Origin of the sequence: Mesorhizobium sp. WSM2240 (assembly GCF_040438645.1) — a bacterium.
In the GTDB taxonomy this organism is placed as follows: Bacteria; Pseudomonadota; Alphaproteobacteria; order Rhizobiales; family Rhizobiaceae; genus Allomesorhizobium.
The window spans coordinates 3,568,389-3,594,622 of the sequence record NZ_CP159253.1; the positions used below are offsets into that span (position 1 = coordinate 3,568,389).

Sequence of the window (26,234 nt, forward strand, 5' to 3'; positions counted from 1 at the left end):
CTACTCCGCCGGCTGCGGCTCGGGGCCGCCACTCGGTTTCGTCCAGTTTCCCGCTTGGACGCCGGCCTGCGGACGGGCGACCGGGGGCGGCGGGTCGACATCGGTGCCGGCCTCCGCCGCAACCGAGACTTCCCGCTGCGCTCGCGCATCGCGCCACTGGTCCCACAGGCCCAGAATGCCCTTGGGCAGGAAAAGCGTGACGGCGACGAACAACCCGCCGAGCGCGAACAGCCACAATTCCGGCAGCGCGCCGGTGAACCAGCTCTTTCCGGCGTTGACGAGCAGCGCGCCGATGATCGGGCCGACAATCGTGCCGCGGCCGCCTACCGCGGTCCACACCACCACCTCGATAGAATTGCCAGGCTCGAACTCGCCCGGATTTATGATGCCGACCTGCGGCACGTAGAGCGCGCCGGCGATGCCTGCCATCACCGCCGACACGGTGAAGGCGAACAGCTTCACGTTCTCGGCCCGCCAGCCGAGGAAGCGGGTGCGGCTTTCGGCGTCGCGCACGGCGATCAGCAGCTTGCCGAATTTCGAGCTCACGATCAGCCATGTGACGAAGACGCCGAGCGCCAGCGCGATGGCGCTCGCGGCAAACAGCGCCGAGCGCGTCGCATTCGCCTGCACGTTGAAGCCGAGTATGTCCTTGAAGTCGGTCAGGCCGTTATTGCCGCCGAACCCCATATCGTTGCGGAAGAATGCCAAGAGCAGGGCATAAGTCATCGCCTGCGTAATGATCGACAGGTAGACGCCGGTGACCCGGCTTCTGAAGGCGAACCAGCCGAACACGAAGGCGAGCAGCCCCGGCACGAGCATGACCATCAGCGCCGCGAACCAGAACTGGTCGAAACCGTACCAGAACCACGGCAGTTCCTTCCAGTTCAGGAACACCATGAAATCGGGAAGATCGGGGTTGCCGTAGACGCCCCTCGAGCCGATCTGGCGCATCAGATGCATGCCCATCGCGTAGCCGCCGAGCGCAAAGAAGGCGCCGTGGCCGAGCGAAAGGATGCCGCAATAGCCCCAGACGAGGTCGAGCGACAGCGCCAGCAGCGCATAGCAGAGATATTTGCCGACCAGCGCCACCATGTAAGGCGGCATGTGGAAGGCGCTGCCGGCCGGCACGACAATGTTGAGCACGGGTACGACCATCGCCGCCGCGACTAGGAGCACGATGGCAATGAAGATGCGGCGGTCGGAGCCGAAGAAGCGGGCAGCGATCATGCTTCCACCGCCCTGCCCTTCAGCGCGAACAGGCCGCGCGGACGCTTCTGGATGAACAGGATGATCAGCACCAGGACAAGAATTTTTCCGAGCACCGCTCCTGCATAGGGTTCCAGGAATTTGTTCAGCACGCCGAGCGAGAAGGCGCCGACCAGCGTACCCCACAGATTGCCGACGCCGCCGAACACCACGACCATGAAGCTGTCGATGATGTAACCCTGTCCGAGATTGGGCGAGACATTGTCGATCTGCGAAAGCGCCACCCCGGCGATTCCGGCTATACCCGAGCCGAGTGCGAAGGTCAGCGCATCGACCCATGGCGTCCTGATGCCCATCGACGAGGCCATGCGGCGGTTGGCCGTCACGGCGCGCATCTGCAGGCCCCAGGATGTCCGCTTCATGATGAAGAGCAGCAGGAAGAAGACGGCCAGCGAGAAGGCCAGGATCCAGAGCCGGTTCCAGGTCACGGAAAGCTCGCCGAGTTTGAAGGCTCCAGACATCCAGGACGGATTGCCGACCTCGCGGTTGGTCGGACCGAAGATCGAGCGCACCGCCTGCTGCAGGATCAGCGACACGCCCCAGGTGGCGAGCAGCGTCTCCAGCGGGCGGCCGTATAGGAAGCGAATGATGCCGCGCTCGATGGCGAGCCCCACCGCGCCGGCGACCAGGAAGGCAAGCGGCAGCGCGATCGCCAGCGACCAGTCGAACAGGCCGGGGAATGAGGTGCGGATGACGTTCTGCACGACGAAGGTCGTGTAGGCGCCGAGCATCACCATCTCACCATGCGCCATATTGATGACGCCCATCACGCCGAAGGTGATGGCGAGCCCGATCGCCGCCAGCAACAACACCGAGCCGAGCGACAGGCCGTACCAGACGTTTTGAGCGGAAGCCCAGACCGCCAGCGTCGAATTCATTCGGGTGACTGCTGCCGAAGCGGCGTCCTTCAGTATCCCCTCGGCGCCGGCTTCATAGCCGGTGAGCAGCGATAGCGCGTCACGGCTGCCCATGCCCGCGATCATGTCGATCGCGGCGAGCTTCTCGGCATCGGGCAGATCGGATACGAGCACCGAGGAGGCGCGCGCCTGCTCCAGTTTTAGCCTGACCGAGCCGACCGTTTCCTTGGCGATGGCAGCGTCGAGCGTTTCGATATTCGCGGCGGCAGGCGTTTTGAACATGGTGTCGGCGGCGACGATGCGGGCGTTGGAATCGGGCGAGCCGAGCGTCAGCCCGCCAAGTGCATCGCGGATGGATCGGCGCAGCGCGTTGTTCACCTTGATCTTGGCGACGGACGCCTTCGGTTCTTCACCCGCCTCGGCGCCGGTCAGCGGGTCGGTGAGCTTGATCGCCCGACCCGCCTCCGCACCGATGAAGACGGCGGCGTCGGATTTGCGGAAATAAAGGTCGCCCTCGGCAAGTGCCGCAAGCGGGCGTTCAACGGACGGGTCGCCGGTCGCGGCCAGTTCGCTGACGATCTCTTCGGTGGCCCTGAAGTTCTTCGCGATCGCGAACTTGCCGACGATTTCGCGCAGCGCGGCTTCATCGGCGTGAGCAGGCTGAGCCACGGAAAGAAGCGACAGAAAAAGCGAGACGATCGCTAGGAATGCGCGCATGCGGAAGATAGCCTTCGAAAAAACGCCCCGGGCAGGTATAGGGAACCCTGCCCGGGGCACGCGGGCCGCCTGGTAGGACGCGACGTCAGTTGATGCCCTTCCCGCCGCATTTCCCGGTGGCGACGTTGAAGTTTCCGCACGAGAGCGGCGCGCGCCAGTCGGCGATCAGATCCTTGGAGTCCGGCAGGTAGTCCGACCATTCGTCGCCGACTACGAGGCCCGAGGTCTCCCATACGGTTTCCATCTGGCCGTCGGCCTGGATTTCGCCGATCAGCACCGGCTTGGTGATGTGGTGGTTCGGCATCATGGTCGAGAAGCCGCCCGAGAGGTTCGGCACCGACACACCGACGATGGCATCGATCACGGCGTCCGGATCGGTGCTGCCGGCCTTCTCGACCGCCTTCACCCACATGTTGAAGCCGATCACATGGGCTTCCATCGGGTCGTTGGTGACTCTGCTGTCGTTCTTGATGAAGGCGCGCCAGGCCTCGATGAATGCTGCGTTTTCCGGCGTGTCGACCGACTGGAAGTAGTTCCACGCGGTCAGGTGCCCGACCAGCGGTGCGGTGTCGAGGCCGGCGAGTTCTTCCTCACCCACCGAGAAGGCGACGACCGGGATGTCCTCGGCCTTGATGCCCTGGTTGCCGAGTTCCTTATAGAAGGGAACGTTGGCGTCGCCGTTGATCGTCGACACCACGGCGGTCTTCTTGCCGGCCGAGCCGAAGTTCTTGATGTCTGTCACGATCGTCTGCCAGTCGGAATGGCCGAACGGCGTGTAGTTGATCATGATGTCTTCCTTGGCCACGCCCTTGGATTCCAGGTAGGCCTGCAGGATCTTGTTGGTCGTCTGCGGGTAAACATAGTCGGTGCCGGCAAGCACCCATCGCTCGACGCCTTCCTCGTTCATCAGATAGTCGACCGCAGGGATCGCCTGCTGGTTCGGGGCCGCGCCGGTATAGAAGACGTTGCGCTGGCTCTCCTCGCCCTCATACTGGACGGGATAGAAGAGCACCGAATTCAGCTCCTCGAAGACCGGCAGCACGGATTTGCGCGACACCGAGGTCCAGCAGCCGAACACGGCCGAAACCTTGTCGACGGCGATGAGTTCGCGCGCCTTTTCCGCGAATAGCGGCCAGTCCGATGCCGGGTCGACCACCACGGCCTCGAGTTTCTTGCCGAGCAGCCCACCCTTCTTGTTCTGCTCCTCGATCAGGAACAGCATCGTATCCTTGAGCGTCGTCTCCGAAATCGCCATCGTGCCCGACAACGAATGCAGGACGCCGACCTTTATCGTCTCTTCCTGGGCTAATGCCTGCGTTGCGAGACCGAGGCCTGCCGCGACAGCGCTCGCGGACAAAAAACTTCTGAATGTCGAGAAATTACCCATCATGTTGAACAGCTCCGAACAGGGTTGTTTTGCCGCAATAATGCAAAGCAACCGACGTGCCAGTTCGGGGCAGGCCTTATGCAGAGGAATTAAGATAGGGTTATCAACCGCTTAGAGGATATCAACGAAACTCGAGGTGGGGCCTGCGCCTGCAGCCGCGAAGAATTGGGCTTGTTTTGAGCAGTCGCAACCAGAACTGATTACAATTTCAGCAAACCCGAAGTCTGCATAAAATTCGCTCACATGGTGGATGCGAGTCAGCCAGTTCACGATGTCGCGATCTGGCCGTCTAACCGCTTGTTGGCTTCCCGGCCTGACCCTAACCTATCTGAGTACGCCTCGCGAAAACGCCGGCCGCCCCAGCCGGATGAGGCGCAACCCAATTAGCCAGCCCCAACAAGGAGAGCCAGCCATGGTCGCTTTCACCCTCAATGGCGAATCGCGAACGCTCGACGTCGACCCGGAAATGCCACTGCTGTGGGCGATCCGCGAGATCGTCGGGCTGACAGGAACGAAATTCGGTTGCGGCCTCGCGCAATGCGGCGCCTGCACGGTCCATATAGACGGCGTGCCGACGCGCTCATGCCAGACCGCGATCAGCGACATCGAAGGCGCCTCGATCACCACCATCGAAGGCCTGTCGGGCAAGGTCGGCGAGACGGTGCAGGCCGTCTGGGCCGAGCTCGACGTGCCGCAATGCGGCTATTGCCAGTCGGGCCAGATCATGTCCGCCGCCGCCCTCTTGGCCGAGACGCCAAACCCCACCGACGACGACATCGATTCGGCGATGAGCGGCAATCTCTGCCGCTGCGCCACCTATCAACGCATCCGCACGGCGATCCACAAAGCCGCACACCGGCTGGAGGCATGACCATGTTGCAATTTCGCGCAAAGAAAGAAGCGGTGCAGGCGACGCGCCGCCAGTTCCTCATCGGCACGGCAGCAACCGCGGCCGGCCTCGCGGTCGGCTACCGGCTGATCGCCGCCGGGCCGGCGGCCGCGCAAGCCGCGCCCGCGGCCGCACAGGCCAATCCCTTCCAGACCTATGTCGAGATCACGCCGGAGAACCGGATTATTATCCACTCCTCGCAGTTCGAAATGGGGCAAGGCTCCTATTTCGGCATCGCGACGCTGGTGATGGAAGAGCTTGACGGCGACTGGGCGCAGGTCGACGTGATCGGTGGCTCGGGCAATACCGCCCTGTTCGGCAATCTCGCCTGGGGCGGCGCCTTCCAGGGTACCGGCGGCTCCACCTCCATGACATCTTCGTGGGAGCGCTACCGCAAGGCCGGCGCTGCAGCCCGCGCCATGCTGGCCGCGGCGGCGGCGAAGGAGTGGAATGTACCTACCGGCGAGATCACCGTGGCTTCCGGCGTGATCTCCCATGGATCGGACAAGCGCGCCACATTCGGCGAACTGGCGCAAGCCGCGGCCGGCATGCCGGTTCCCGATGATCTTGTGCTCAAGACGCGCGAAAAATGGACCCAGATCGGCTCCGACAAGCTGAAGCGCTACGATTCCGCCGGCAAGACCAACGGAACCCAGCCTTATACGATCGACCTGAAGATGGACGGGCTTTTGACCGCCGTCATGATCCATCCGCCGAAATTCGGGGCCGAGGTGGCGAGCTTCGACGCAGCCAAGGCGAAGGCGCTCGACGGCATCGTCGACGTCGTCCAGACGCCGCGCGGCATAGCGGTGGTCGGCGAGAATATGTGGGCGGCGCTGAAGGGCCGCGACCTCGTCACCGTTGAATGGAACGAGGCCAAGGCCGAGCAACGCGGCACCGCCGAGATCATGGCGGAGTACAACAAGCTTGCCGACGGCCCGGCCAAGGCCACGGCCCGCAACGACGGCGATGTCGCTGCGGGGCTGGCCAGTGCGGACAAGGTGGTCGAGGGGCACTACGAATTCCCCTATCTCGTCCATGCGTCGATCGAGCCACTGAACGCCGTTGCCCGCATCGGCGAAGACGGCACGGTCGAGGTGTGGGGCGGCCACCAGATGCCCGACCTCTACCAGGCCGCCGCCGCGCAGGTTGCCGGAACCACGCCGGACAAGGTGAGGCTGCACGTCATGAAGACCGGCGGCAGCTTTGGCCGTCGCGCGGTCTCGGACGCGGATCTGATCGTCGAGTCGGTTGCAGTCGCCAAGGCGCTCGGCCCCGGCAAGCCGGTCAAGGTGCAGTGGACGCGCGAGAACGACATGCGGGGCGGCCGGTATCGGCCGGCCTATGTCCACGCGATCAAGGCGGGGCTCGACAAGGACGGAAAGATCGTGGCGCTGCACGACCATATCGTCGGCCAGTCGATCATGGCGGGATCGCCCATGGAGGCGATGATCGAGAACGGTGTCGATGCGACTTCGGTAGAAGGCGCGTCAAATCTTCCTTATGCGATGCCTAACCTGAAGATCGACCTGACGACGACGGACGTGAAAATCCCGGTGCTGTGGTGGCGCTCGGTCGGCTCGACCCACACCGCCTATGTCATGGAGACGTTCATCGACGAACTCGCCGCGGCCGCCAACCGCGACCCGGTCGAGTTCCGCCTGTCCATGCTCGAAAAGCATCCGCGGCACGCTGCGGTGCTTCGGCTCGCCGCGGAGAAGGCCGGCTGGGACAAGCCCCTGCCGGAGGGCCGCTTCCGCGGTGTGGCGCTGCATGAGAGCTTCCACACCTATGTTGCGGAAGTGGTGGAGATCACCTTCAACGGTGGTGCCGACTTCACCGTCGATCGCGTCGTTTGCGCCGTCGATTGCGGCATCGCGATCAACCCGGACCAGATCCGCGCCCAGATGGAGGGCGGCATCGGCTTCGGGCTCGGCGCGATCCTGCAGGAGGAGCTGACGCTGACCGGAGGCGTGGTCGACCAGGAGAACTATGACACCTATACGCCGCTGCGCATCGACCAGATGCCGAAGGTGGAGGTGCATATCGTACCCTCCGACGAGCCGCCGACGGGCGTCGGCGAGCCGGGCGTGCCGCCGATCGGTCCGGCCGTCGCCAACGCGCTGCGCGCCGCGACCGGCAAGACGATCCGCAAGCTGCCGATCGTCAAGAACCTGTCGGCATAGGCGAATACGGCATGCAGACCGGCCGCGATCAAATCGCGGCCGGTTTTGCTTTTGCTATGCTGGATAGCAGCCGCGCTCGATCGCCAGCCGACGCACCAGCGCCAGCACCATGTCGATCGCCGGCGTGGGCTGACCGGTCAGCCGCCCCAGTTCCTGCACTGCCGTCACCAGCGCGTCGATTTCCATCGGCCGCCCGCGTTCGAGATCCTGCAGCATCGAGGTCTTGTGGGCGCCGACATCTCCGGCGCCCTTGATCCGGCGGTCGACGCCTATCAGGAACCGCACGCCAAGGCTTTCGCCGATCGCCTGCGCTTCCAGCATCATGGCGCGGGCGACGGAGCGCGTGCCCTCGTCGGCGACAATGTCGGCCAGCGTGTTGCCGGTGAGCGCGGAGATCGGGTTGAAAGACAGATTGCCCCAGAGCTTCACCCACATCTCGCTGCGGATGTCGTCGCGCACAGGGGCCTGCAGTCCCGCCGCGACCAGCTCTTCGGCAAGCCGCGTGACGCGCTCGCTCCTTTCGCCGGACGGTTCCCCGAGCGAGAAGCGCTTGCCCTCGATATGGCGGATCAGGCCGGGCGCATCGACCTCGACGGCGGGATAGACCACCGAGCCGATGACGCGGTCCGGCCCAAGCCGCTCCCAGATCAGCCCGCCCGGATCGACCGCTCGCAGCCTCGTGCCTTCAAGCGGCCCGCCGAGCTTGTGGAAATACCACCACGGCACGCCGTTCTGCATGGTGACGACAGCGGTCCCCTCGCCCAGCAGCGGCGCGATCTGGTCAAGGGCCGGGCCGAGCGAGTGGGCCTTGAGCGCCAGCACGACATAGTCCTGGACCCCGAGTTCCTCCGCCTGCGCGGCCGCCCTGACCGGAACGGCGGTTTCCTTGCCAACCTCGATCAGGCGCAGCCCGCCCGCCCGGATCGCCTCCAGATGCGCGCCTCGCGCCACGACCGACAGGTCGGTCCTGCCGGCGAGGCCAAGCTTCGCCGCAAGGTAGCCGCCGATAGCGCCGGCGCCGAAAACAGTGATCCGCATCATCCCAGGCCGAGTTTGGCGGCAAGCCCGATGCGTTGCAACTTGCCGGTTGCGCCTTTCGGGATCTCGTCGAGGATGACGATCCTGCGCGGCACTTTGAAGTCGGCGAGCCTGCCGGAGGCGAAGCTGCGGATTTCGTTCTCGCTGGCGGCAGCGCCCTCGCGCAGCACGATCGCGGCGGCGACCTCTTCGCCGAGCTTGTCGTGCGGCATGGCGAAGGTAACGACCTGGGCGACGGCGGGATGATCCATCAGCACCTCGTCGACCTCCAGCGGCGAGATCTTCTCGCCGCCGCGGTTGATGATTTCCTTAAGCCGGCCGGTGACGCGCAGGTAGCGGTCTTCATCGAGAACGCCCTGGTCGCCGGTATGGAACCAGCCATGGGCGAAGGCCGAAGCGTTCGCTTCCGGGTTTTTTTCGTAGCCGGCGGTCACGTTCGGGCCGCGAATGACGATCTCTCCGGTTTCGCCCGGTCCGAGCAGCCGCCCGTCCGGCGCCATGACCGCAACCTCGGGCCCGGCGGCGGCGCCGACGCTGCCGGCCTTGCGCAGACCCGGCGGCAGGCGGTTGGAGGCCATCTGATGCGCGGCTTCGGTCATGCCGTAGGATTCGATCACCGGGCAGCCGAAAACCGACTCCAGCTCGGCCATTACCTGCGCCGGAAGCGAAGCCGAGGACGAGCGGATGAACCGAAGCCGTGCTTCCGCCACCGCTTCGGGGTTGCGCGCGGCGCGCGCGAGTATCGCCTGATGCATGGTCGGCACAGCCGTGTACCAGGTCGGCCGGGCTTCGGAGAGCCACTGGAAGAAGCGAAGCGCATTGAAGCCCGGTGTGCAGAAGATGCTGCCGCCCGCGGCGAGCGACGACAGCACCGCCGCGATCAGCCCATGGATGTGGAACAGCGGCATGATGTTGAGGCAACGGTCGTCCGCAGTCAGGCCGAGCGTCGCGCCGATATGCGACGCGGAGGCGGCGAGATTGGAGTGGCTCAGCGGCACCAGCTTCGGGCGCGATGTCGTACCCGAGGTGTGGAGGAGCAATGCAACGTCCTCAGCTTCGGCAAAGCCCGGCGCTGCCGGCTGCCCGACCGCGTCGCCCTCAATCCGGAAGCTTCCGGCTGGAGCCTCAGGCAATGTACGAAGCCTCAGAACGCCAATGCCGAGGCGTTCGGCCACGGTGACGGCCGGACCGGTCTCTTCCTCGCCGACGAGGATCGCCTTGGCGCCGATGTCGGTGAGATAGAATTCGAGCTCGTCGGCGCGGTAGGCCGGATTGAGCGGAGCGGTCGAGGCCGTCGCGGCGACCGAGAGGAAGGCCGTCGCCATTTCCGGCCCGTTCGGCAGCACGATGGCGACTCGGTCGCCACGGCCGAGGCCGAGCGCGTTCAACTGGCGGGCCGCATCCGCGATCTGGTGGCGGAGCCCGCCATGCGTGAGCGTCGCCCGGTCGGGCGCGGAAATCGCCGGCGCGTTTTCAGCGCCGGCCGCGATCCGCTCGACGATCGACGCCGCCTCAGACAACGCGAACCTCGATATCGCCTACGCCCTCGACATGGCCGCGAAGCATGTCGCCGCGATTGACCGCGCCGACGCCCGCGGGCGTTCCTGAAAGGATGACGTCGCCCGGCATCAGCGTGAACAGGCCCGACAAATAGCTGATCATCTCCGGCACCTTCCAGATCATCTGGTTCAAATCGCCTGTCTGCTTGCGCTCGCCATTGACGTCAAGCCAGATCGCGCCCTGGGTGGGATGGCCGATGGTGCTTGCCGGAACCAGCGGCGTGCACGGCCCCGACGCCTCGAACGCCTTTCCGACCTCCCATGGACGGCCCATGTCCTTTGCCTTGCCCTGCAGGTCGCGCCGCGTCATGTCAAGGGCGACGCCATAGCCGTAGACGCAGTCCAGCGCCTTCTCGACGGGAATATCCGTGCCGCCGCTTTTCAGCGCCACGACCATCTCGATCTCGTGATGAACGTCATTGGATGCGGGCGGATACGGAAATTCGCCTGATGTGTCGAGGTTGTCCGGATTCTTCTGGAAGAAGAAGGGCGGCTCCTTGTTCGGGTCGTGACCCATCTCGACAGCGTGTGCGGCATAGTTCCGGCCGACGCAATAGACCCGGTGCACGGGAAACAGTTTGTCGGTTCCCTGAACCGGCAGGGCCGGGATGGCGGTCGGCTGGATGACGTAGTTCGAGGTGGCGCCGTGCATGTTCACTGTCTTGCTCCTGCATAATATTCGACTTTGGCTTCGGCCCTCTCGATCAGTTCGGAGATCACCAGGGCGAAGGCAAAAAGGATGATGGTGAGGGCCCAGAATTCGGCCATGCGGAAATTCCGCGAAAAGGTTTCAAACAGCGCGCCGTAGCCGACAATGGCGACGAGCAACTGACCGATGACGACGCCTTTGACGCCTCGGATCAGGCCGAGGCGTATGCCGGCGAGGATTTCCGGCAACGCGGCCCAAAGGATGATCTTGGTATACAGCGCCGGGCGCGACGCGCCGTAGGAACGCGCCATTTCGATCAGGGAGGGCGAGATGTGGCGTACGCCTGCCCTCGTATCGAGAACGATGATCCAGATCGCGAACAGGAACACCGCAGCCACGATCGTCTTCTCGCCGAAGCCGAACAGGATCATCAGCACCGGTACGATCGCCGAGAGCGGCGCGCTGGAGAAAATGTTGACCCACATGCCGAGCAAATCGTCGGCGATCCTCACGCGTCCCATAAGTATGCCGAGCGGGATGCCGACAGCGATCGCCAGAGCCATGCCGACGGCGAAGGCGCGGAGCGTCGTGACGGTGGCGCTCTGCCAGGACGGCAATTGCACGAGATCGACCGCCGCCACCAGAACATCGCTGAAGGGCGGCAGCAGGAAGACGAGATCAAGGCGGCCGACGATCTCCCACACGACGCACCAGACCAGGAGCGACGCCATCATCGGCACACGGTAGCCAAAGAGGATCATGGCAGGTCACTCCACATATTGCTTCAGCCCCTGCCAGATCTCGTCGACCGTATCGAGGTAGTGCTTGTCGCGGTGGATGCGATCGGGGTCGCCGGAGCGGTCGATTTCTGGCTCGATGATCTGCGAGACGCGGCCCGGCCGCGGCGACAGCAGGACGATGCGGTCGGAAATGTAAACCGCCTCCTCGATCGAGTGGGTGACGAAGATGAAGGTCTTGTTCTGGTTGGTCCTGAGCCGGATCAAGTCTTCCTGGAATTTGCGCCGGTTCTGCTCGTCGACCGCCGAGAACGGCTCGTCCAGCAGCAATACCTCCGCATCCACCGACAGCGCGCGCGCCAGGCCGACGCGCTGGCGCATGCCGCCTGAAAGTTCATGCGGATATTTGTTCTCGAAACCGGCAAGGCCGACTTCGCCGATATAGTGGCGCGCTTTGTCTTCTCGTTCGGTCTTGTTCACGCCGCGCAGTTCGAGGCCGAAAGCCACGTTGCGCATCACTGTCGCCCAAGGCATCAGCGCGAAATCCTGGAAGACGAAGGCGCGTTCCGGCCCCGGTCCGCTGACCGGCTTGCCGTCAACCATGACTGTCCCCGCATTGGCCTCGATAAGGCCGGCGATGATCTTCAGCAGCGTGGTTTTTCCGCAGCCGCTCGGTCCGAGAAGGCTGGTCAGCTTGCCGCGGGGAAAGTCCAGATCGATGCCGCGCAGCGCCTCGACATCACCATAGGTCTTCGAGATGCCCCTGACCTCCACGATCGAATCGACTTGCGCCGGCATGGGCGATGGTTCCTTTCGCAAGACAGCGCTGCGCATGTCAGGCTCCTCTCTTTTCGGGCCTGAAAATGCGGACTTCCACCCACTGCAAAAAAACGAGCGTCAGGGTCGAAAGCGCGATGATCGAGCCGATTGTTGCATACATCTCGGCGTAATCTGCGCGCGAGCGGTGGAAGGTGATGAGATCGCCGATGCCGGTCGGCGTGATCAGCAGTTCGGCGAGCACGACCCCGACGAAGCCGGCGGCAACGCCGAGACGAAGGCCGGCGAAGATCACCGGACTGGCGTCGGGCAGGATGATCTTGGTGACGCTCTGCCAGCGCGTGCCCAGGAACGAGCGGCACATGACGAGCAGGGATTCGTTAACGTTGCGCACAGCCTTGTAGGTGTTGAGCACGATGACGGGCAGAGCCAGGATCATCACGGCCAACGTCTTGGCGGTCAGGCCTATGCCGTAGATAAAGGTGACCATCGGGATGAAGGCTGCGACCGGCGCCGCCTGCAAGACGATGAAGATCGGGATCGCCAGCCATTCTCCGGTGCGCCACAAGCCGCAGAGCGTGCCGAGCCCGACGCCGATGAAGGCCGACAGCACGACGCCCAGCAGCAACGGCTGCAGCGTCGAAAGATAGGCGCTGGGCATGCTGCCGTCGGCCATCAGCCCGAAGAATGCAACGATCGTGTCGGAGAAGGTCGGGAAGGCGAAACTGACGGGAATGCGCCCGGCAATTTCCCAGATGCCTGCAAAAAGCGCGATTGACACGAGGCGGAGCAGGATCGGACGATCCTGCCATCCTGCCGCTTCGCCGCGCCCGGAAAGGGGAGCGAAGCCAACGGCTTCGCTCTCTGTTCTGATGTTGCTCGCCATCAGGCCGCGCCTACTTCTTGCCGAGCTTGGCAAGGGCGCGGTCGATCGCCGATGTATCTCAGAAATCCTCGACCTTGAGCGTCGCGGGATCGCCTTCGATCTGGCCGGCGGCGGTAAAGAAAGCGAAGTCGTCGGCCGCAGCTTCTGCCCCGCCGCCATTCAGCGCCAGAGCGCCTGCCTCCGCCGTCTCCTTGTAGTATTCCGTGATTTCCGAGTCAGCTTCCGCCCCAAGGTCCGGTAGAAGATTGTATTTGTTGCGCAATTCGACAGCGACAGCCGGATTCTCTGTTATCTCGCGTCCGGTCTTGATCAATTCCTCGACCAGAATGTCGACGTCGGCCGCATTGTTCTTGAGATATTCGGCCGTAGCGAACACCGTCTCGTCCGAGGCGCTGACATTCTCGACCGGCAGAACGATGAACTTGCCTGGCGCTTCGGCTTCGAGCGCGCGCCGGTTGGCCGCATCGACGATGGAAGCTTTGATCGTTCCCTGGAGCAGCGCGTTGCGCCGGACCTCCGAGCCCGGGACATAGCTGATATTGCCGTATTCGATGCCGTGGTTCTTCGCCATCAGGAGCATCACCGCTTCGGTGCCGGAGCCACGCGCCTGGACCGCGATCTCCTGCCCGTCGAGATCCTTCCATTCCTTGTAGGCTTCGCTGTTGACCACAGGGAAAAAGCGCTGCGTGGAAATCTGCGCGAAAATCCGGATCGGCACGCCGACTTTCTGGATCAGCGTATAGGGCGCGCCGATGCCGACATCGGCCTGGCCGCCGACGACAGCCTGGGTCGCCAGATCCTCGTCATTGAGGATGATCAGCTCGACATTCACCCCGCGCTCCTTGGCGCGCTCGATCGCAGCCAGCGTCTGGATGGATTCGATGCCGGGCAGATCGCCGAACGCAATCCGCATGTCGCCGGCGCTGGCCGCCGACATAGGCGCGGCGCTTCCCAGAACCGCCGCGAAAACCGTTGCAAGGATGGTACGTCTGGACAGGCTGGCCATTTTTATTCCTCCCGTTTTGTAACCAATATGATATTGGTTAAGCTTCTGATCCTAATTGGTCAAGGATGAATCCGTCCTGTTCCGCCGATAAGGGCGCAGGTTCTGGATGTTGACGCGCTGGACCAATCGTCTTAACACCAGCAAAGGGAATCAATGCGAGAATTGGTTAAATCGATGGACGATGGCGGTAATGGCGGCCACGCCGCACTGGTCCAGCTTCAGGCCTACCTCGCCCAGATGGATCATACGGGCGAGACACGGCTGCCGGCGGAACGGGAGTTGTGCGAGAGCCTCGGCGTGTCGCGTGGCGACCTGCGCAAGGCGCTGGCGGTGCTGGAGAAGGACGGCCGGATCTGGCGACACGTCGGCAAGGGCACCTTTGTCGGCAGCGGCCCTGTCGAGGAAACCATCGGTATCTCGGAGATAGCCGGCCGCACCAATCCGGCCGACGTGATGCGCGCCCGCCTGATCATCGAGCCGGAGATCGCGCGGGAGGCGGCGCTGCACGCCACGCTCTCCGATATCGCCGCGATGCGTCAATCGCTGGTCCAGACGCGCGAAGCCGCCACCTGGCGGCAGTATGAGAATGTCGACAATCTGCTCCACCGGCAGATCGCGCAGGCGAGCCGCAACAACGTGCTGCTCGGCCTGTTCGACGTCCTGAACGCCGTGCGCCGCACCGTGGTGTGGGGCCGCCTGCGCTCGGAAGGCGCCCGCCCTCCGGCCGACCATCACAGCTTCGCCGACCATGAGCGCATCGTCGAGGCCATCGCCGAGCGCGACCTCGGCGGCGCCGCCGCCGCCATGCGCCTGCACCTGCAGCAGGTCGGCCGGCGCCTGATCCCCGTTCACGAAGCTGCGGAATAGCGGCCCGCGCCGGAATTCAATTCAGACGATCCCGCCGCCGCCCGAGGCGACAGCCGGGCGCTCCGCGGTCACCTTCCTGCGATAGCCGGCAGCGCGATAGGCCGCGACCGGATCGACCGCGCCGCCTTTCTCAAGGCGCGCCATGGCCAGGATCGGCTCGACGTCGGTGCGGTAGGCGGCCTTCAGCGTCTGCGTCGCCATCAGCGCATCATTGTCGTCCTGAAAAGACTCCAGCGCCTTGCGGTCGACCAGCAGCGCCTGGGCATAGGCGCGCTGCACCTCGGCCGCCGACAGCATCAGGCTCTCGATCGGGTCGGTGACATTGTGGCTCTGGTCGAGCATATGCGCGGGATCAAAACCTTTCGCGCCAGAGAGTTCCGCGTCGACCAGTTCGTTGAAGACAAGGAAGAGCCGGTACGGGTCGATCGAACCCGTGTCGAGGTCGTCGTCGCCATATTTGGAATCGTTGAAGTGGAAGCCGCCGAGCTTGCCGAACTGGATCAGTCGCGAAACGATCATCTCGATATTCACGTTCGGGGCATGGTGGCCGAGGTCGACAAGACAGAATGCCTTCGGGCCAAGCTCCTGCGCGATCAGATAGTTGGTGCCCCAGTCCTGCACCACTGTTGAATAGAAGGCCGGCTCGTACATTTTGTGTTCGGTGAACAGCCGCCAGTCCTCAGGCAGTTCGGCATAGATCTCCTGCATCGCATCAAGATAGCGGCGGAAGGCCTTGGCGAAGTTCACCTGGCCGGGAAAATTGGAGCCGTCGCCGATCCACACCGTCAGCGCCCTGGAGCCGAGCGCCTTGCCGATTTCGATGCATTCGAGATTGTGCTCGACAGCCTGCTTGCGCACGGCCGCATCGGCGTGGCTGAGCGAGCCGTATTTGTAGGAGAGCTTCTGGTCTTTCGCGTCGGAGAAAGTGTTGGAGTTCATCGCGTCGAAGCCGAGGCCGAAACGCGACGCCGCCTGCTTCAGCCGCTTCGGATCGGCCTTGTCCCACGGAATATGCAGCGAGACTGCCGGCGTCGCCCGGGTCAGTTGCGCGATGACGGCGCAATCCTCGATCTTGTCGAAGATGTCGCGCGGCTCGCCGCCGCCGGGAAAACGCGCAAAACGCGTGCCGCCGGTACCGACGCCCCATGACGGGATGGCGACGCCGAAGGATGCCACCTTCTTCTTGATTTCATCGATCGCTATGCCGCGACGGGAAAGCTGGTTGCCGAGCGCCTCATAGTCGCGCTTCAGCGCTGCCTGGCGGGATCCGTTTTCCCGTTCGACGATCTCGGCGGAGATGAGTTGCTCGGTCACTTTATTGTTCCTCCCAACGCTTGCTTGGCCGGCGCTGCCCCTCACCCTCTCCCCGTGAAGGACTGAGAGGGGTCGCCAGCGTTCAAGCCTCTCCTTCTCCCCGTCACTATACGGGGAGAAGGTGCCGGCAGGCGGATGAGGGGCGGCGCCCGACTTTGAAAATTGACGTTCTACCGCGTAAAACTCTGCGCGTTGCCGGCATCGACATTGATGATGTTGCCCGTCGATTTCGCCGACATTTCGGATGCGAAGAAATAGACCGCTTCAGCGATGTCTTCGGGAAATACCGAGCGCTTCAGCATCGAGCGCGAGCGATAATGCTCCTCGAGATCGTCGGTCGACATGTTGTAGGCAGCGGCGCGCTGCTCCTTCCACTCCCCGGTCCAGATCTTCGAACCGCGCAGAACCGCATCCGGATTGACGACGTTGACGCGGATCTGCGCCTCCGCCCCTTCCAGCGCAAGACACCGTGCAAGATGGATCTCGGCGGCCTTGGCGGTGCAATAGGCAGCCGCGTTCGGGGACGCCGCGAGGCCGTTCTTCGAAGCGACGAACACGACGTTGCCACCGATCTTCTGCGTGCGAAACAGCTTGAACGCCTCGCGGCTGACCAGGAAATAGCCGGTCGCGAGGATGTCCATGTTCCTGTTCCACAGCGACAGCGTCGTCTCCTCGATGGGAGCCGAAGAAGCGAGGCCGGCGTTGGACACGAGAATGTCGATGCCGCCGAACGCGACCGCAGTTTCGGCGAACCCGCCGATAACCGCTGCCTCATCGGTGACGTCTAGCTTTACAGCGCGGACGAAGTCGCTGCCGGCCTGCTTGCCGAGATCGGCCTCGGCCGCGGCAAGTGCTTCTTCGTCGATGTCGGCCAGGACCACGCAGGCGCCGTCGGCCAGAAGGCGAGCGGCCGTTGCGCGGCCGATGCCGCCTGCCCCGCCTGTGACGAGCGCGACCTGGCCGGCAAGCGGCTTGGGCTTCGGCAGGCGCTGGAGCTTTGCTTCCTCCAGCTGCCAGTATTCGATGCCGAACGCTTCCTTCTCGGGCAGGCCCATATAGGACGAGACGGTCGATGCGCCGCGCATCACATTGATGGCGTTGACGTAGAACTCGCCCGAAATGCGTGCGGTCGCCTTGTCCTTGGCGAAGGTGATCATGCCGACGCCTGGCACAAGGTACACGACTGCATTCGGATCGCGCATGGGCGGGGAATCCGGCTGCTTGCAGCGTTGGTAATAGGCGGCGTGGCCCTGGCGATAGGCTTCGAGGGCGGCGGGCAGGCCGGCCAGCGTCTTCTCGAGGTCAGGCTTTGCCGGATCGAAATCGATCACCAGCGGGCTGATCTTGGTGCGCAGGAAATGATCGGGGCAACTGGTCCCTAGCGCCGCGAGCTGTTCCATGTCCCTGGAGCCGACGAATTCCAGCACCGCGTCCTGGTCGTCGAAATGGCCGACCTTGCGTTCGGAGGCGGAGATCATGCCGCGGATCGCAGGCATCAGTTGCGCGGCGACGGCCTTGCGCTCGGCGGCCGGCAGCGTAGCGACGACCGCACCGCCAAACGCCGCCTTGCCGCGCGTTTCCTGCTCGAACCATTCGATCGCACGGTTGATGATGCGGATCGTCGTTTCGTAGCACTCCTTCGCGGAGTCGGCCCAGGTGAACAGGCCATGGCTTTCGAGCACCACGCCGGCAGCATTCGGATTTTCCCTCGCGAACTTTTCTAGCCATAGGCCGAGTTCGAAGCCCGGCCGCTTCCAGGGCAGCCAGCCGATCTCGTCGCCGAAGATGCGCGCTGTCAGCTCCTTGCTGTTGCTCGCGGCGGCGATCGCGATGATGGCGTCCGGATGCATGTGGTCGACATGCTTGCGCGGCACATAGGCATGAAGCGGCGTATCGATCGACGCCGCGCGCGGATTCAGGTTGAAGGTGCAGTGCGGCAGGTAGCCCACCATCTCGTCTTCATGGTCGAGCCCGCGATAGAGCTTCTTCAGCGCCTCGAGCTTTTCCATGTAGAGCGTCGCGAAACCGTCGCGCTTGATGGTTCCGACATCGCCGCCGGAGCCTTTCACCCACAGTACTTCGACGGGTTCGCCGGTGAGCGGATCCTTCTCCATCACCTTGGCGGAAGTGTTGCCGCCGCCATAATTGGTGATGCGCTTATCGGAGCCGAGCAGGTTGGAACGGTATAGAAGCCGTTCGGATTCGCTCATCCTGGACGCCTTGGCGCCGTCCCAAAGATTGGCGAGGCGCGAGGCGGTGCGCGTTTCAAGCATGACAGGCAATCCTCCCGATGCGCAGTGGAGAGCGCAATAATTCTGGATCGAAATTCGCACGCGCTGGCCGGCCATGTCAATCAAGAACGATCAATTTTGATCATGCTGCACCGCAATATGAAATAGTTTGATCGATATTGATTGACACTGCGCGGGCTTGCTGCCTAGATATCGGCGCTGGGAGGAGCAATGCACGAGAAGGAACGCCACAGGATCATTCTGTCCGCCGTCCAGGAAAAACCTGTCGTGACGGTGCCGGAACTGGTCGAGCTGACGGAATCGTCCGAGGCGACGATCCGGCGCGACATCGCCGCGCTTCACCTGCAAAAGCGGCTTCGCCGCGTCCGCGGCGGCGCGGAATCGATCACCCCGCCGCAATTCATGGGCATAGCCGGCCGGCCGTTCAGCGTGAACGAGACGCTGCACGCCGCGCAAAAGCGTGCGATCGCTCGGGAAGCCGTCGAACTGTGCAGGGATGGCGACCCGATCATCATCAATGGCGGAACCACGACCTTCCAGATGGTCCACTTCCTGACCAACCGCCGGATGACGATCTTCACCAACTCGTTTCCGATCGCCGACCATCTGCTGAAGCATTCCAAGAACACGGTGATGCTTTCGGGCGGAACGATCTATCGCGAGCAGAACATCATCCTGTCGCCGTTCGAGAACGACGTGACGCGGAATTTCTACGCCAAGCGCATGTTCATGGGCGCGCAGGGGCTCGGCCCGCTCGGCCTGATGGAAGGCGACCCGCTGCTCATTCAGGCCGAACAGAAGCTGATCGACCAGGCGGACGAATTGGTCGTGCTGATCGACTCGTCGAAATTCCGGCAACGCTCGAGCCTGATTCTCTGCCGTCTGGCGCGGATTTCGACGGTGGTGACCGACGCGGGCCTCGAGGACCGCGACGCAAAGATGCTGGAGGATGCGGGCGTTTCGCTGGTCGTGGCGAAAAACCAGCGTTCGAACAGTGAGGATGCTTCGCTGCAGGCATAAGCAGCGAGGAACAATGCAACCGCTCACGGGAGGAACCGACTAATGAGCATATTCAGGAAACTGCTGGCGACCGCGGCAATCGCGGCCGTCATGTTTACCGGCCCGGCCAATGCAGAATCAATTAAGATCGCCCTTGTCGTCAAAGCCCTCGGCAACGGCTTCTTCGACGCCGCCAATAAGGGTGCCCAGGAGGCCGCCAAGGAACTCGGCGACGTCGAGGTGATCTACACCGGCCCGACCGCGGCGACGGCCGAAGGCCAGATCGAGATCGTCAACTCTCTGATCGCGCAGAACGTCAACGCCATCGCGATCTCCGCCAACGATCCGGACGCGCTCGTGCCGGTGCTAAAAAAGGCGATGGACCGCGGCATCACCGTCATCTCGTGGGATTCGGGCGTCGCGCCGGAGGGCCGGCAGATGCACCTCAATCCTTCGGACACGGACCTGATCGGCGAGACGATCATCAAGCTCGCCGCGGACTATCTGCCTGAAGGCGGCGATGTGGCGATCCTGTCGGCATCATCCACGGCGACCAACCAGAACGCCTGGATCGAGGCGGCCAAGAAGGTCCTTCCGGAAAAGTTCCCGAAGATCAATCTCGTGGCCACCGTCTACGGCGACGACGACTCGGTGAAGAGCACCAACGAAGCCAAGGGCCTGATCGCCAGCCATCCCGATCTCAAGGCGATCATCGCGCCGACCACGGTCGGCGTCGTTGCCGCCGCGCAGGTCGTCACCGACCAGAATCTGATCGGCAAGGTCAACGTGACCGGTCTTGCGCTGCCGTCGGAGTTCAAGCAGTTCATCGACAACGGCGCCTCACAGGCAGTCGCGCTCTGGAACCCGATCGATCTCGGCTACTCGGCGGTCTACCTCGCCCACGGCCTCGCAACCGGCAAGGCGAAGGCCGAACCCGGCGCAAAGCTGTCGATTGGCAAGGTCGGCGAGGTCACGCTCGACGACACCAACTCCGCCGCCATGGCGCCGCCCTTCCAGTTCGACAAGTCGAACATCGAAGAGTTCTCGAAAATCTATTGATCCGACAAGGTGGTTGCGGCGGCATGGTCTAGACTTTGCCGCCGCGGCTCGATCAACGACAGGGCTTGAGAGATAAATGCACACGGCAGCCCTGAAGGCAGAACGTCCGGACAGCACCGCAGATACTCCGCTGCTTTCGCTTTCCGGCGTGACCAAGAGCTTCCCCGGCGTGCGGGCGCTCCACGACGTCAGCCTGTCGCTCTATCCTGGCCAGGTCACGGCGCTGATCGGCGAGAACGGCGCCGGCAAGTCGACGCTGGTCAAGATCCTGACCGGCATCTACCAGCCAGACGAGGGTGAAATCCGCATCGGCGGCGATGCAGTGAAGCTGCCGACGGCCGACGCGGCCTTCCGGCACGGCATCACCGCGATCCACCAGGAGACCGTCCTTTTCGACGATCTCTCCGTCGCGGAAAACATTTTCCTTGGCCATGCGCCGCGCAACCGCTTCGGCCTGATCGACTGGCGCACCATGCGCGCCAATGCGCGCGAAGTGCTGGAGACCATGGGCGCCGGCCACATCGATGCCGACGCGCGGCTGCGCGATCTCGGCATCGCCAACAAGCATCTGGTCGCGGTCGCGCGCGCAATGTCGATCGACGCACAGATCGTCATCATGGACGAGCCGACCGCCGCGCTGTCGGCCAAGGAGATCCAGGAGCTTTTCGAACTGATCGACTTCCTGAAGAGCGACGGCAAGGCGATCCTCTTCATCAGCCACAAGTTCGACGAGATCTATCGCATCGCCGATCGCTACACGGTGTTCCGCGACGGCGAGATGGTCGGCGAAGGCCTGCTTGCCGACAAGCCGCAGCACGAGATCGTCAGGATGATGGTCGGCCGCGCCGTCGACCATATCTTCCCCGAACGCCAGCCGAAGATCGGCGCAACGATCCTCTCGGTGAGCGGCCTTTCGCATCCGACCGAATTCGACGGGATCGGTTTCGAACTGCGGCAGGGTGAAATCCTCGGCTTTTACGGGTTGGTCGGCGCGGGCCGCAGCGAAGTCATGCAGGCGATTGCGGGCATGACGCGCACCAGCGCCGGGAGCATCACGCTTGACGGCGCGCCGATTGCGCCGAAATCGGCGGCGGAGGCGATCGAGGCCGGCATCGTCTACGTGCCCGAGGAACGCGGACGGCAAGGCGTGGTGATCGGCCTGCCGATCTTCCAGAACGTTTCGCTGCCTTCGCTCGACCGAACCTCCAAATCCGGCCTGCTCCGGCTCGCGGAAGAGTTCCGCCTTGCGCGAACCTACACCGAGCGCCTCGACCTCCGGGCGTCGTCGCTCAGCCAGGACGTCGGGACGCTGTCGGGCGGTAATCAGCAGAAGGTGGTGATCGCCAAATGGCTCGCCACGAAGCCGAAGGTCATCATCCTCGACGAGCCGACCAAGGGCATCGACATCGGCTCCAAGGCCGCCGTCCACGGCTTCATGGCGGAGCTTGTCGCCGAGCGGCTTTCTGTGATCATGGTTTCATCCGAACTGCCGGAAATCCTGGGCATGTCAGACCGCGTCATCGTCATGCGCGAGGGCCGCATTGCAGCAGTGTTCGAGAACAAAGGGCTGGACGCCGAGACACTGGTGCGCGCCGCAGCGGGGATCGCGGCTTGAGCGCGCTACTGAAATACCGCGAGATGTTTCTCGTTGCCGCGATCGCTCTGCTCATCGCGGCGATCACGCTGCGCTTTCCTGCCTTCGCACGGCCGGGGAATCTCGCCGCCGTGTTCAACGACACTTCCATCCTGATGATCCTGGCGCTTGGGCAGATGGCGGTCATCCTGACGCGCTCGATCGACCTCTCGATGGCGTCAAACCTAGCGCTGACCGGCATGATCGTGGCGCTGACCAACGCCAATTTTCCCGGCATTCCGATCCCGCTGATTATCCTCGAGGCAATGGCGATCGGGGCGGTTCTCGGCGCCTTCAACGGTGTGCTTGTCTGGAAGCTCGGCATTCCGGCGATCGTCGTCACGCTCGGCACCTTGACCATCTTTCGTGGCGCAACCTTCGTCGTTGCCGGCGGGACCTGGGTCAATGCCGACCGGATGAGCCCGGCATTCATCGCCCTGCAGCGTGGCGTCTTCCTCGGCATGCCGGTTCTGTCCTGGTTCGCCATCGTGGCGATCATCACCTTCTACCTCGTGATGACCAGAACGCCGGTCGGCCGCTCGATCTACGCAGCCGGCGTCAATCCGTCGGCCGCGGTTTACGCAGGCATCGATGTCGGCCGCGCCAAGTTCATCGCCTTCTGCATTTCCGGCATGGTCGCGGGGCTGTGCGGCTATCTCTGGGTGTCGCGCTACGTGATAGCCGCGACTGAAGTCGCCAATGGATACGAGCTCAACATCATCGCCGCCTGTGTCATCGGCGGGGTGTCGATCGCCGGCGGCATCGGTTCGGTCGGCGGAGCCGTGCTCGGCGCGCTGTTCCTCGGCATCATCAGCAATGCGCTGCCGGTCATCAACATCTCGCCCTTCTGGCAAATGGCGATCTCCGGCACGGCGATCCTCGCCGCAGTGATCCTCAATGCGCGCGGCGAACGCAAGCAAGGACGCATCATCCTGAAGAAGGCGGAAGCAGCATGAGCGCGATCGAAACCATCGCCGCGCCGCGCAAGATACCAGACCGGCTCGACACGCCGCTCAAGGGCGCCGTGCTGTCGTGGGAGGCCCTGCTGATCGCTGTGGCGGTGACGATCTTCGTCATCAACAGCCTGGCGTCACCCTACTTCCTGAATGCGTGGTCGCTGTCTGACCTCACTTTCAACTTCACCGAAAAAGGCCTGATCGCGCTCGCCATGGCGCTTCTGATCATCTCCGGAGAGATCGACCTGTCGGTCGCGGCAATCATCGCGCTCGCCTCGACCCTGATGGGCATGGCGCTGCAGGCCGACGCCGGCACGCCCATGCTGGTTGCGATCGGCATCGGCACGGGGCTTCTGTGCGGTGCGTTCAACGGCCTGCTGGTCACCGGGCTCGGCCTGCCGTCGATCGTCGTCACCATCGGCACGATGAGCCTCTTTCGCGGCATCGCCTTCATCATCCTCGGCGACCAGGCGTTCAAGGGATATCCGGCGAGCTTCGCTTTCTTCGGCCAGGGCTATGTCTGGTGGGTGGTGTCGTTCGAACTGACGCTCTTCCTTATCGCGGCGCTGGTCTACTGGTTCCTGCTGCACCGGACGAGCTTCGGCCGCCGCGTCTTCGCCATCGGCAACAATCCTGTCGCGGCGCAGTTTTCCGGCGTTCGGGTCGCGCGGGTGAAGTTCATCCTGTTCTGCCTCACCGGGTTGATGGCCGGCGTCGCCTCCGTGCTCATCACCTCGCGGCTCGGCTCGACCCGGCCCTCAATCGCCCAAGGCTACGAGCTGGAGGTTATCACCATGGTCGTGCTTGGCGGCGTCAGCATTCTGGGCGGCGCGGGCAGCATCGCCGGCGTGGTCCTTGCTGCCATCATCATGGGCATGGTTACCTTCGGCTTCGGCCTGCTCAACGTGCCAGGCATCGTCATGTCGATCTTCATCGGCCTGCTGCTGATCCTGGTCATTGCGCTGCCCATCCTCTGGCGGCGTCTGTTCGGACGGAGGCCCGCATGACCGGCGAGAAATACGCCTTCAGGATGAAGCTCAATCCGGGCATGAAGGACGAGTACAGGAAACGCCACGACGAGATATGGCCGGAACTCGTGGCGCTGCTGAAGGACGCCAGCGTCTCCGACTATTCGATCCATCTCGACGAGGAGACCAACACCCTGTTCGGTGTGCTCTGGCGGCGCACGGATCACACCATGGACGACCTGCCGAACCACCCGGTGATGAAACGCTGGTGGGCGCACATGGCCGACATCATGGAAACGAAGCCGGACAATGAGCCGGTCGCCGTGCCGCTCGAAACCGTCTTCCATATGAAATGATGCGCCAAATCGCCGTCATCGATATCGGCAAGACCAATGCGAAGATCGCGCTGGTCGACCTCGAGCACATGCGGGAAGTCGCGGTCCGCACCCGGCCGAATGCAGTGCTGCGCGATGGTCCCTACCCGCACTACGACATAGAAGGGCTGTGGAACTTCGTCCTCGACAGTCTGGCAGCCGTCAACCGAGAGCGACCGGTAGAGGCGGTCGCCGTGACCACGCATGGCGCGACGGCCGTATTGCTCGACGGGCAGGGAAACCTTGCTTTGCCGGTGCTCGATTATGAGCACGACGGTCCCGATGCGCATGCCGCCGAGTACGATGCCGTTCGCCCGACTTTCGAGGAGACGGGATCGCCGCGCCTGCCGAACGGGCTGAACGTCGGGGCCCAGATCTTCTGGCAGATGAAAACATTCCCGGACGAGTTCGCGCAGACCGCGTCGATCGTCATGTACGCGCAATACTGGTCCTGGCGCCTGTCGGGCGTGCTCGCAAACGAGGTGACCTCGCTCGGCTGCCATACGGATCTGTGGAGTCCATCCGCGCGCGACTATTCCTCACTTGTCGATCGCCAGGATTGGCGAAAGCTGATGGCGCCGGTGGGCCGGGCCAGCGACAGACTTGGGCCGCTTCTGCCGGACCTCGCGCTGAAGACCGGGCTCGCAAGCGGCACGTCGGTTTTTTGCGGCATTCACGATTCCAACGCTTCCCTGCTGCCGCATCTGCTCTCGCGAAAGCCTCCGTTCGCCGTCGTGTCGACGGGAACATGGGTGATCTCGATGGCGGTCGGCGGCAGGGCGGTCTCGCTCGATCCGGCGCGCGACACGCTCATCAACACAAACGCGGTGGGCGATCCCGTGCCCTCCGCGCGCTTCATGGGCGGCCGTGAGTTCGAGACGATCATGAGCGGCCGTGAGGCGCGATGGGATGAAGCCGATCAGGAGAGCGTGCTCGGCAACAGCGTCATGCTTCTTCCTGCCGTCCAGCAGGGATCGGGTCCGTTTCCGGCGCTCAGGTCGAAATGGACCCCCGCGGAGGCGGCCAATGATGGACAGCGCACCGTCGCGGCTTCCTTCTACCTCGCTCTTACGACGGCAACCTGTCTGGATCTGATCGGGGCGGATGGTCCCACGATCGTCGAAGGGCCTTTCGCCAGGAATTCCGCGTTTGTCCGGATGTTGGCCGCAGGTACCGGCCGACCGGTGGTAGCAGATAGCGCGGGCTCGACCGGCACAAGCGTGGGGGCCGCGCTGTTGGTTTCCGCCACACCGCCGGCCGTCCCTGCGAGCGTTCCGAACCCGCCTGACGAAGACGGTTGGAAAGTCTACGCGGATGCGTGGAAGTCGGCCGTCAGCAATGTGACTGCGCGATCTTGACCTCAAGCGGCTGGAGCTGAGGCGTTCGCCGCTCACCTCGCCCTGTATCGCGTCACTTCGCGATGAAGTCCTCCATGGCGCGAACGGCGATCCCATAACCCCGCGGTCCAAGCCCCGCCATGACTGCCGTGGCAATCTTCGAGACGAAGGAGTTGTGGTAGTAGGCCTCCCTCCTGTGGATGTTGGAGATGTGCAGTTCGATGATAGGGCCGGGAAACATCTTCAGCGCATCGAGAATGGCGATTGAGGTGAAGGTGAACGCGGCCGGGTTGATGATGATGCCCGCGCCCTCGTCGATCGCTTCGTGGATCCAGTTGACGATCTCGCCCTCGATGTTCGACTGGTGGAAACGCACCGGACGTTCGCCGGCCGCCTCGCGGCACATCGCCTCCACTTCCGCGAGCGTCGTGGTGCCGTAGATTTCCGGCTCGCGCTTGCCGAGACGGTTCAGGTTCGGGCCGTTCAGAATGAAGATTGGCTTCGTCATGTCTGTTTCCATT

At 63.6% G+C, this 26,234-nt stretch carries 23 protein-coding genes; 10 read left to right on the top strand and 13 right to left on the bottom strand.

Annotated features, from left to right (window positions below; all coding sequences use genetic code 11):
* The 3 genes from urtC to urtA form a co-directional block, all read right to left on the bottom strand.
* The gene (gene urtC, locus ABVK50_RS17650) at nucleotides 1-1,227 is read right to left on the bottom strand and encodes an urea ABC transporter permease subunit UrtC (protein ID WP_353645338.1); all 1,227 of its coding nucleotides are present in this window, start codon (nucleotides 1,225-1,227) and stop codon (nucleotides 1-3) included.
* Nucleotides 1,224-2,840, bottom strand: a complete 1,617-nt coding sequence (gene urtB, locus ABVK50_RS17655) for an urea ABC transporter permease subunit UrtB (RefSeq protein WP_353645337.1) — start codon at nucleotides 2,838-2,840, stop codon at nucleotides 1,224-1,226. The genes urtC and urtB overlap by 4 nt, the downstream gene beginning before the upstream one ends.
* Before the next feature lie 85 nt (nucleotides 2,841-2,925).
* Nucleotides 2,926-4,230: an urea ABC transporter substrate-binding protein gene (gene urtA / locus ABVK50_RS17660; protein WP_353645336.1), complete on the bottom strand. Its 1,305-nt coding sequence runs from the start codon at nucleotides 4,228-4,230 to the stop codon at nucleotides 2,926-2,928.
* A gap of 409 nt (nucleotides 4,231-4,639) precedes the next feature.
* On the opposite strand from urtA, the gene ABVK50_RS17665 reads away from it, so the two are divergent.
* On the top strand, nucleotides 4,640-5,098 hold the full coding sequence (locus ABVK50_RS17665) for a (2Fe-2S)-binding protein (RefSeq protein ID WP_353645335.1): 459 nt from the start codon (nucleotides 4,640-4,642) through the stop codon (nucleotides 5,096-5,098).
* A 2-nt stretch (nucleotides 5,099-5,100) separates the two neighbouring features.
* Nucleotides 5,101-7,302: a xanthine dehydrogenase family protein molybdopterin-binding subunit gene (locus tag ABVK50_RS17670; protein WP_353645334.1), complete on the top strand. Its 2,202-nt coding sequence runs from the start codon at nucleotides 5,101-5,103 to the stop codon at nucleotides 7,300-7,302.
* 54 nt (nucleotides 7,303-7,356) lie between these two features.
* Here the strand turns inward: ABVK50_RS17670 and ABVK50_RS17675 are convergent, their stop codons facing one another.
* Genes ABVK50_RS17675 through ABVK50_RS17705 form a run of 7 tightly spaced genes read right to left on the bottom strand, consistent with a single transcriptional unit; the run spans nucleotide 7,357 to nucleotide 13,954 of the window.
* A complete protein-coding gene (locus tag ABVK50_RS17675) occupies nucleotides 7,357-8,340 on the bottom strand; it encodes a 2-dehydropantoate 2-reductase (RefSeq protein WP_353645333.1) in 984 nt (327 codons plus the stop codon).
* Complete coding sequence (locus tag ABVK50_RS17680) at nucleotides 8,340-9,860, bottom strand: acyl--CoA ligase (RefSeq protein ID WP_353645332.1); 1,521 nt, start codon at nucleotides 9,858-9,860, stop codon at nucleotides 8,340-8,342. The genes ABVK50_RS17675 and ABVK50_RS17680 overlap by 1 nt, the downstream gene beginning before the upstream one ends.
* On the bottom strand, nucleotides 9,853-10,551 hold the full coding sequence (locus ABVK50_RS17685; protein ID WP_353645900.1) for a fumarylacetoacetate hydrolase family protein: 699 nt from the start codon (nucleotides 10,549-10,551) through the stop codon (nucleotides 9,853-9,855). The genes ABVK50_RS17680 and ABVK50_RS17685 overlap by 8 nt, the downstream gene beginning before the upstream one ends.
* Before the next feature lie 2 nt (nucleotides 10,552-10,553).
* Nucleotides 10,554-11,309: an ABC transporter permease subunit gene (locus tag ABVK50_RS17690; protein ID WP_353645331.1), complete on the bottom strand. Its 756-nt coding sequence runs from the start codon at nucleotides 11,307-11,309 to the stop codon at nucleotides 10,554-10,556.
* 6 nt (nucleotides 11,310-11,315) lie between these two features.
* The gene (locus ABVK50_RS17695) at nucleotides 11,316-12,083 is read right to left on the bottom strand and encodes an ABC transporter ATP-binding protein (RefSeq protein ID WP_353645330.1); all 768 of its coding nucleotides are present in this window, start codon (nucleotides 12,081-12,083) and stop codon (nucleotides 11,316-11,318) included.
* 37 nt (nucleotides 12,084-12,120) lie between these two features.
* Nucleotides 12,121-12,948 carry an ABC transporter permease gene (locus tag ABVK50_RS17700; RefSeq protein ID WP_353645329.1) on the bottom strand — a complete coding sequence of 276 codons (828 nt, stop codon included), beginning with the start codon at nucleotides 12,946-12,948 and terminating at the stop codon, nucleotides 12,121-12,123.
* A gap of 58 nt (nucleotides 12,949-13,006) precedes the next feature.
* Nucleotides 13,007-13,954, bottom strand: a complete 948-nt coding sequence (locus tag ABVK50_RS17705) for an ABC transporter substrate-binding protein (RefSeq protein ID WP_353645328.1) — start codon at nucleotides 13,952-13,954, stop codon at nucleotides 13,007-13,009.
* 174 nt (nucleotides 13,955-14,128) lie between these two features.
* Between ABVK50_RS17705 and ABVK50_RS17710 the strand changes: the two genes are divergently transcribed.
* On the top strand, nucleotides 14,129-14,821 hold the full coding sequence (locus tag ABVK50_RS17710; protein ID WP_353645899.1) for an FCD domain-containing protein: 693 nt from the start codon (nucleotides 14,129-14,131) through the stop codon (nucleotides 14,819-14,821).
* 21 nt (nucleotides 14,822-14,842) lie between these two features.
* Here ABVK50_RS17710 and rhaI read toward each other — a convergent pair whose 3' ends face one another.
* Nucleotides 14,843-16,135 carry an L-rhamnose catabolism isomerase gene (gene rhaI / locus ABVK50_RS17715; protein WP_353645327.1) on the bottom strand — a complete coding sequence of 431 codons (1,293 nt, stop codon included), beginning with the start codon at nucleotides 16,133-16,135 and terminating at the stop codon, nucleotides 14,843-14,845.
* A gap of 170 nt (nucleotides 16,136-16,305) precedes the next feature.
* Nucleotides 16,306-18,408: a bifunctional rhamnulose-1-phosphate aldolase/short-chain dehydrogenase gene (locus ABVK50_RS17720; protein WP_353645326.1), complete on the bottom strand. Its 2,103-nt coding sequence runs from the start codon at nucleotides 18,406-18,408 to the stop codon at nucleotides 16,306-16,308.
* A gap of 189 nt (nucleotides 18,409-18,597) precedes the next feature.
* Here ABVK50_RS17720 and ABVK50_RS17725 point away from each other — a divergent pair, with 189 nt between their 5' ends.
* The 7 genes from ABVK50_RS17725 to ABVK50_RS17755 all read left to right on the top strand — a co-directional run bounded on the left by ABVK50_RS17725 (nucleotide 18,598) and on the right by ABVK50_RS17755 (nucleotide 25,734).
* Nucleotides 18,598-19,407, top strand: coding sequence for a DeoR/GlpR family DNA-binding transcription regulator (locus tag ABVK50_RS17725; RefSeq protein WP_353645325.1), 810 nt, complete (start codon nucleotides 18,598-18,600; stop codon nucleotides 19,405-19,407).
* 42 nt (nucleotides 19,408-19,449) lie between these two features.
* Nucleotides 19,450-20,445: a rhamnose ABC transporter substrate-binding protein gene (gene rhaS, locus ABVK50_RS17730; protein WP_353645324.1), complete on the top strand. Its 996-nt coding sequence runs from the start codon at nucleotides 19,450-19,452 to the stop codon at nucleotides 20,443-20,445.
* A 76-nt stretch (nucleotides 20,446-20,521) separates the two neighbouring features.
* The gene (locus ABVK50_RS17735; protein WP_353645323.1) at nucleotides 20,522-22,060 is read left to right on the top strand and encodes a sugar ABC transporter ATP-binding protein; all 1,539 of its coding nucleotides are present in this window, start codon (nucleotides 20,522-20,524) and stop codon (nucleotides 22,058-22,060) included.
* The gene (locus ABVK50_RS17740; protein ID WP_353645322.1) at nucleotides 22,057-23,034 is read left to right on the top strand and encodes an ABC transporter permease; all 978 of its coding nucleotides are present in this window, start codon (nucleotides 22,057-22,059) and stop codon (nucleotides 23,032-23,034) included. Before ABVK50_RS17735 ends, ABVK50_RS17740 begins: the two co-directional genes overlap by 4 nt.
* Nucleotides 23,031-24,041 carry an ABC transporter permease gene (locus ABVK50_RS17745; protein ID WP_353645321.1) on the top strand — a complete coding sequence of 337 codons (1,011 nt, stop codon included), beginning with the start codon at nucleotides 23,031-23,033 and terminating at the stop codon, nucleotides 24,039-24,041. Before ABVK50_RS17740 ends, ABVK50_RS17745 begins: the two co-directional genes overlap by 4 nt.
* Complete coding sequence (gene rhaM, locus ABVK50_RS17750) at nucleotides 24,038-24,358, top strand: L-rhamnose mutarotase (RefSeq protein ID WP_353645320.1); 321 nt, start codon at nucleotides 24,038-24,040, stop codon at nucleotides 24,356-24,358. Before ABVK50_RS17745 ends, rhaM begins: the two co-directional genes overlap by 4 nt.
* On the top strand, nucleotides 24,355-25,734 hold the full coding sequence (locus ABVK50_RS17755) for an FGGY-family carbohydrate kinase (RefSeq protein WP_353645319.1): 1,380 nt from the start codon (nucleotides 24,355-24,357) through the stop codon (nucleotides 25,732-25,734). The genes rhaM and ABVK50_RS17755 overlap by 4 nt, the downstream gene beginning before the upstream one ends.
* Before the next feature lie 52 nt (nucleotides 25,735-25,786).
* On the opposite strand, the gene ABVK50_RS17760 is transcribed toward ABVK50_RS17755, so the two are convergent.
* Nucleotides 25,787-26,221, bottom strand: coding sequence for a type II 3-dehydroquinate dehydratase (locus ABVK50_RS17760; protein WP_353645318.1), 435 nt, complete (start codon nucleotides 26,219-26,221; stop codon nucleotides 25,787-25,789).
* Between the last annotated feature and the right edge of the window lie 13 nt (nucleotides 26,222-26,234).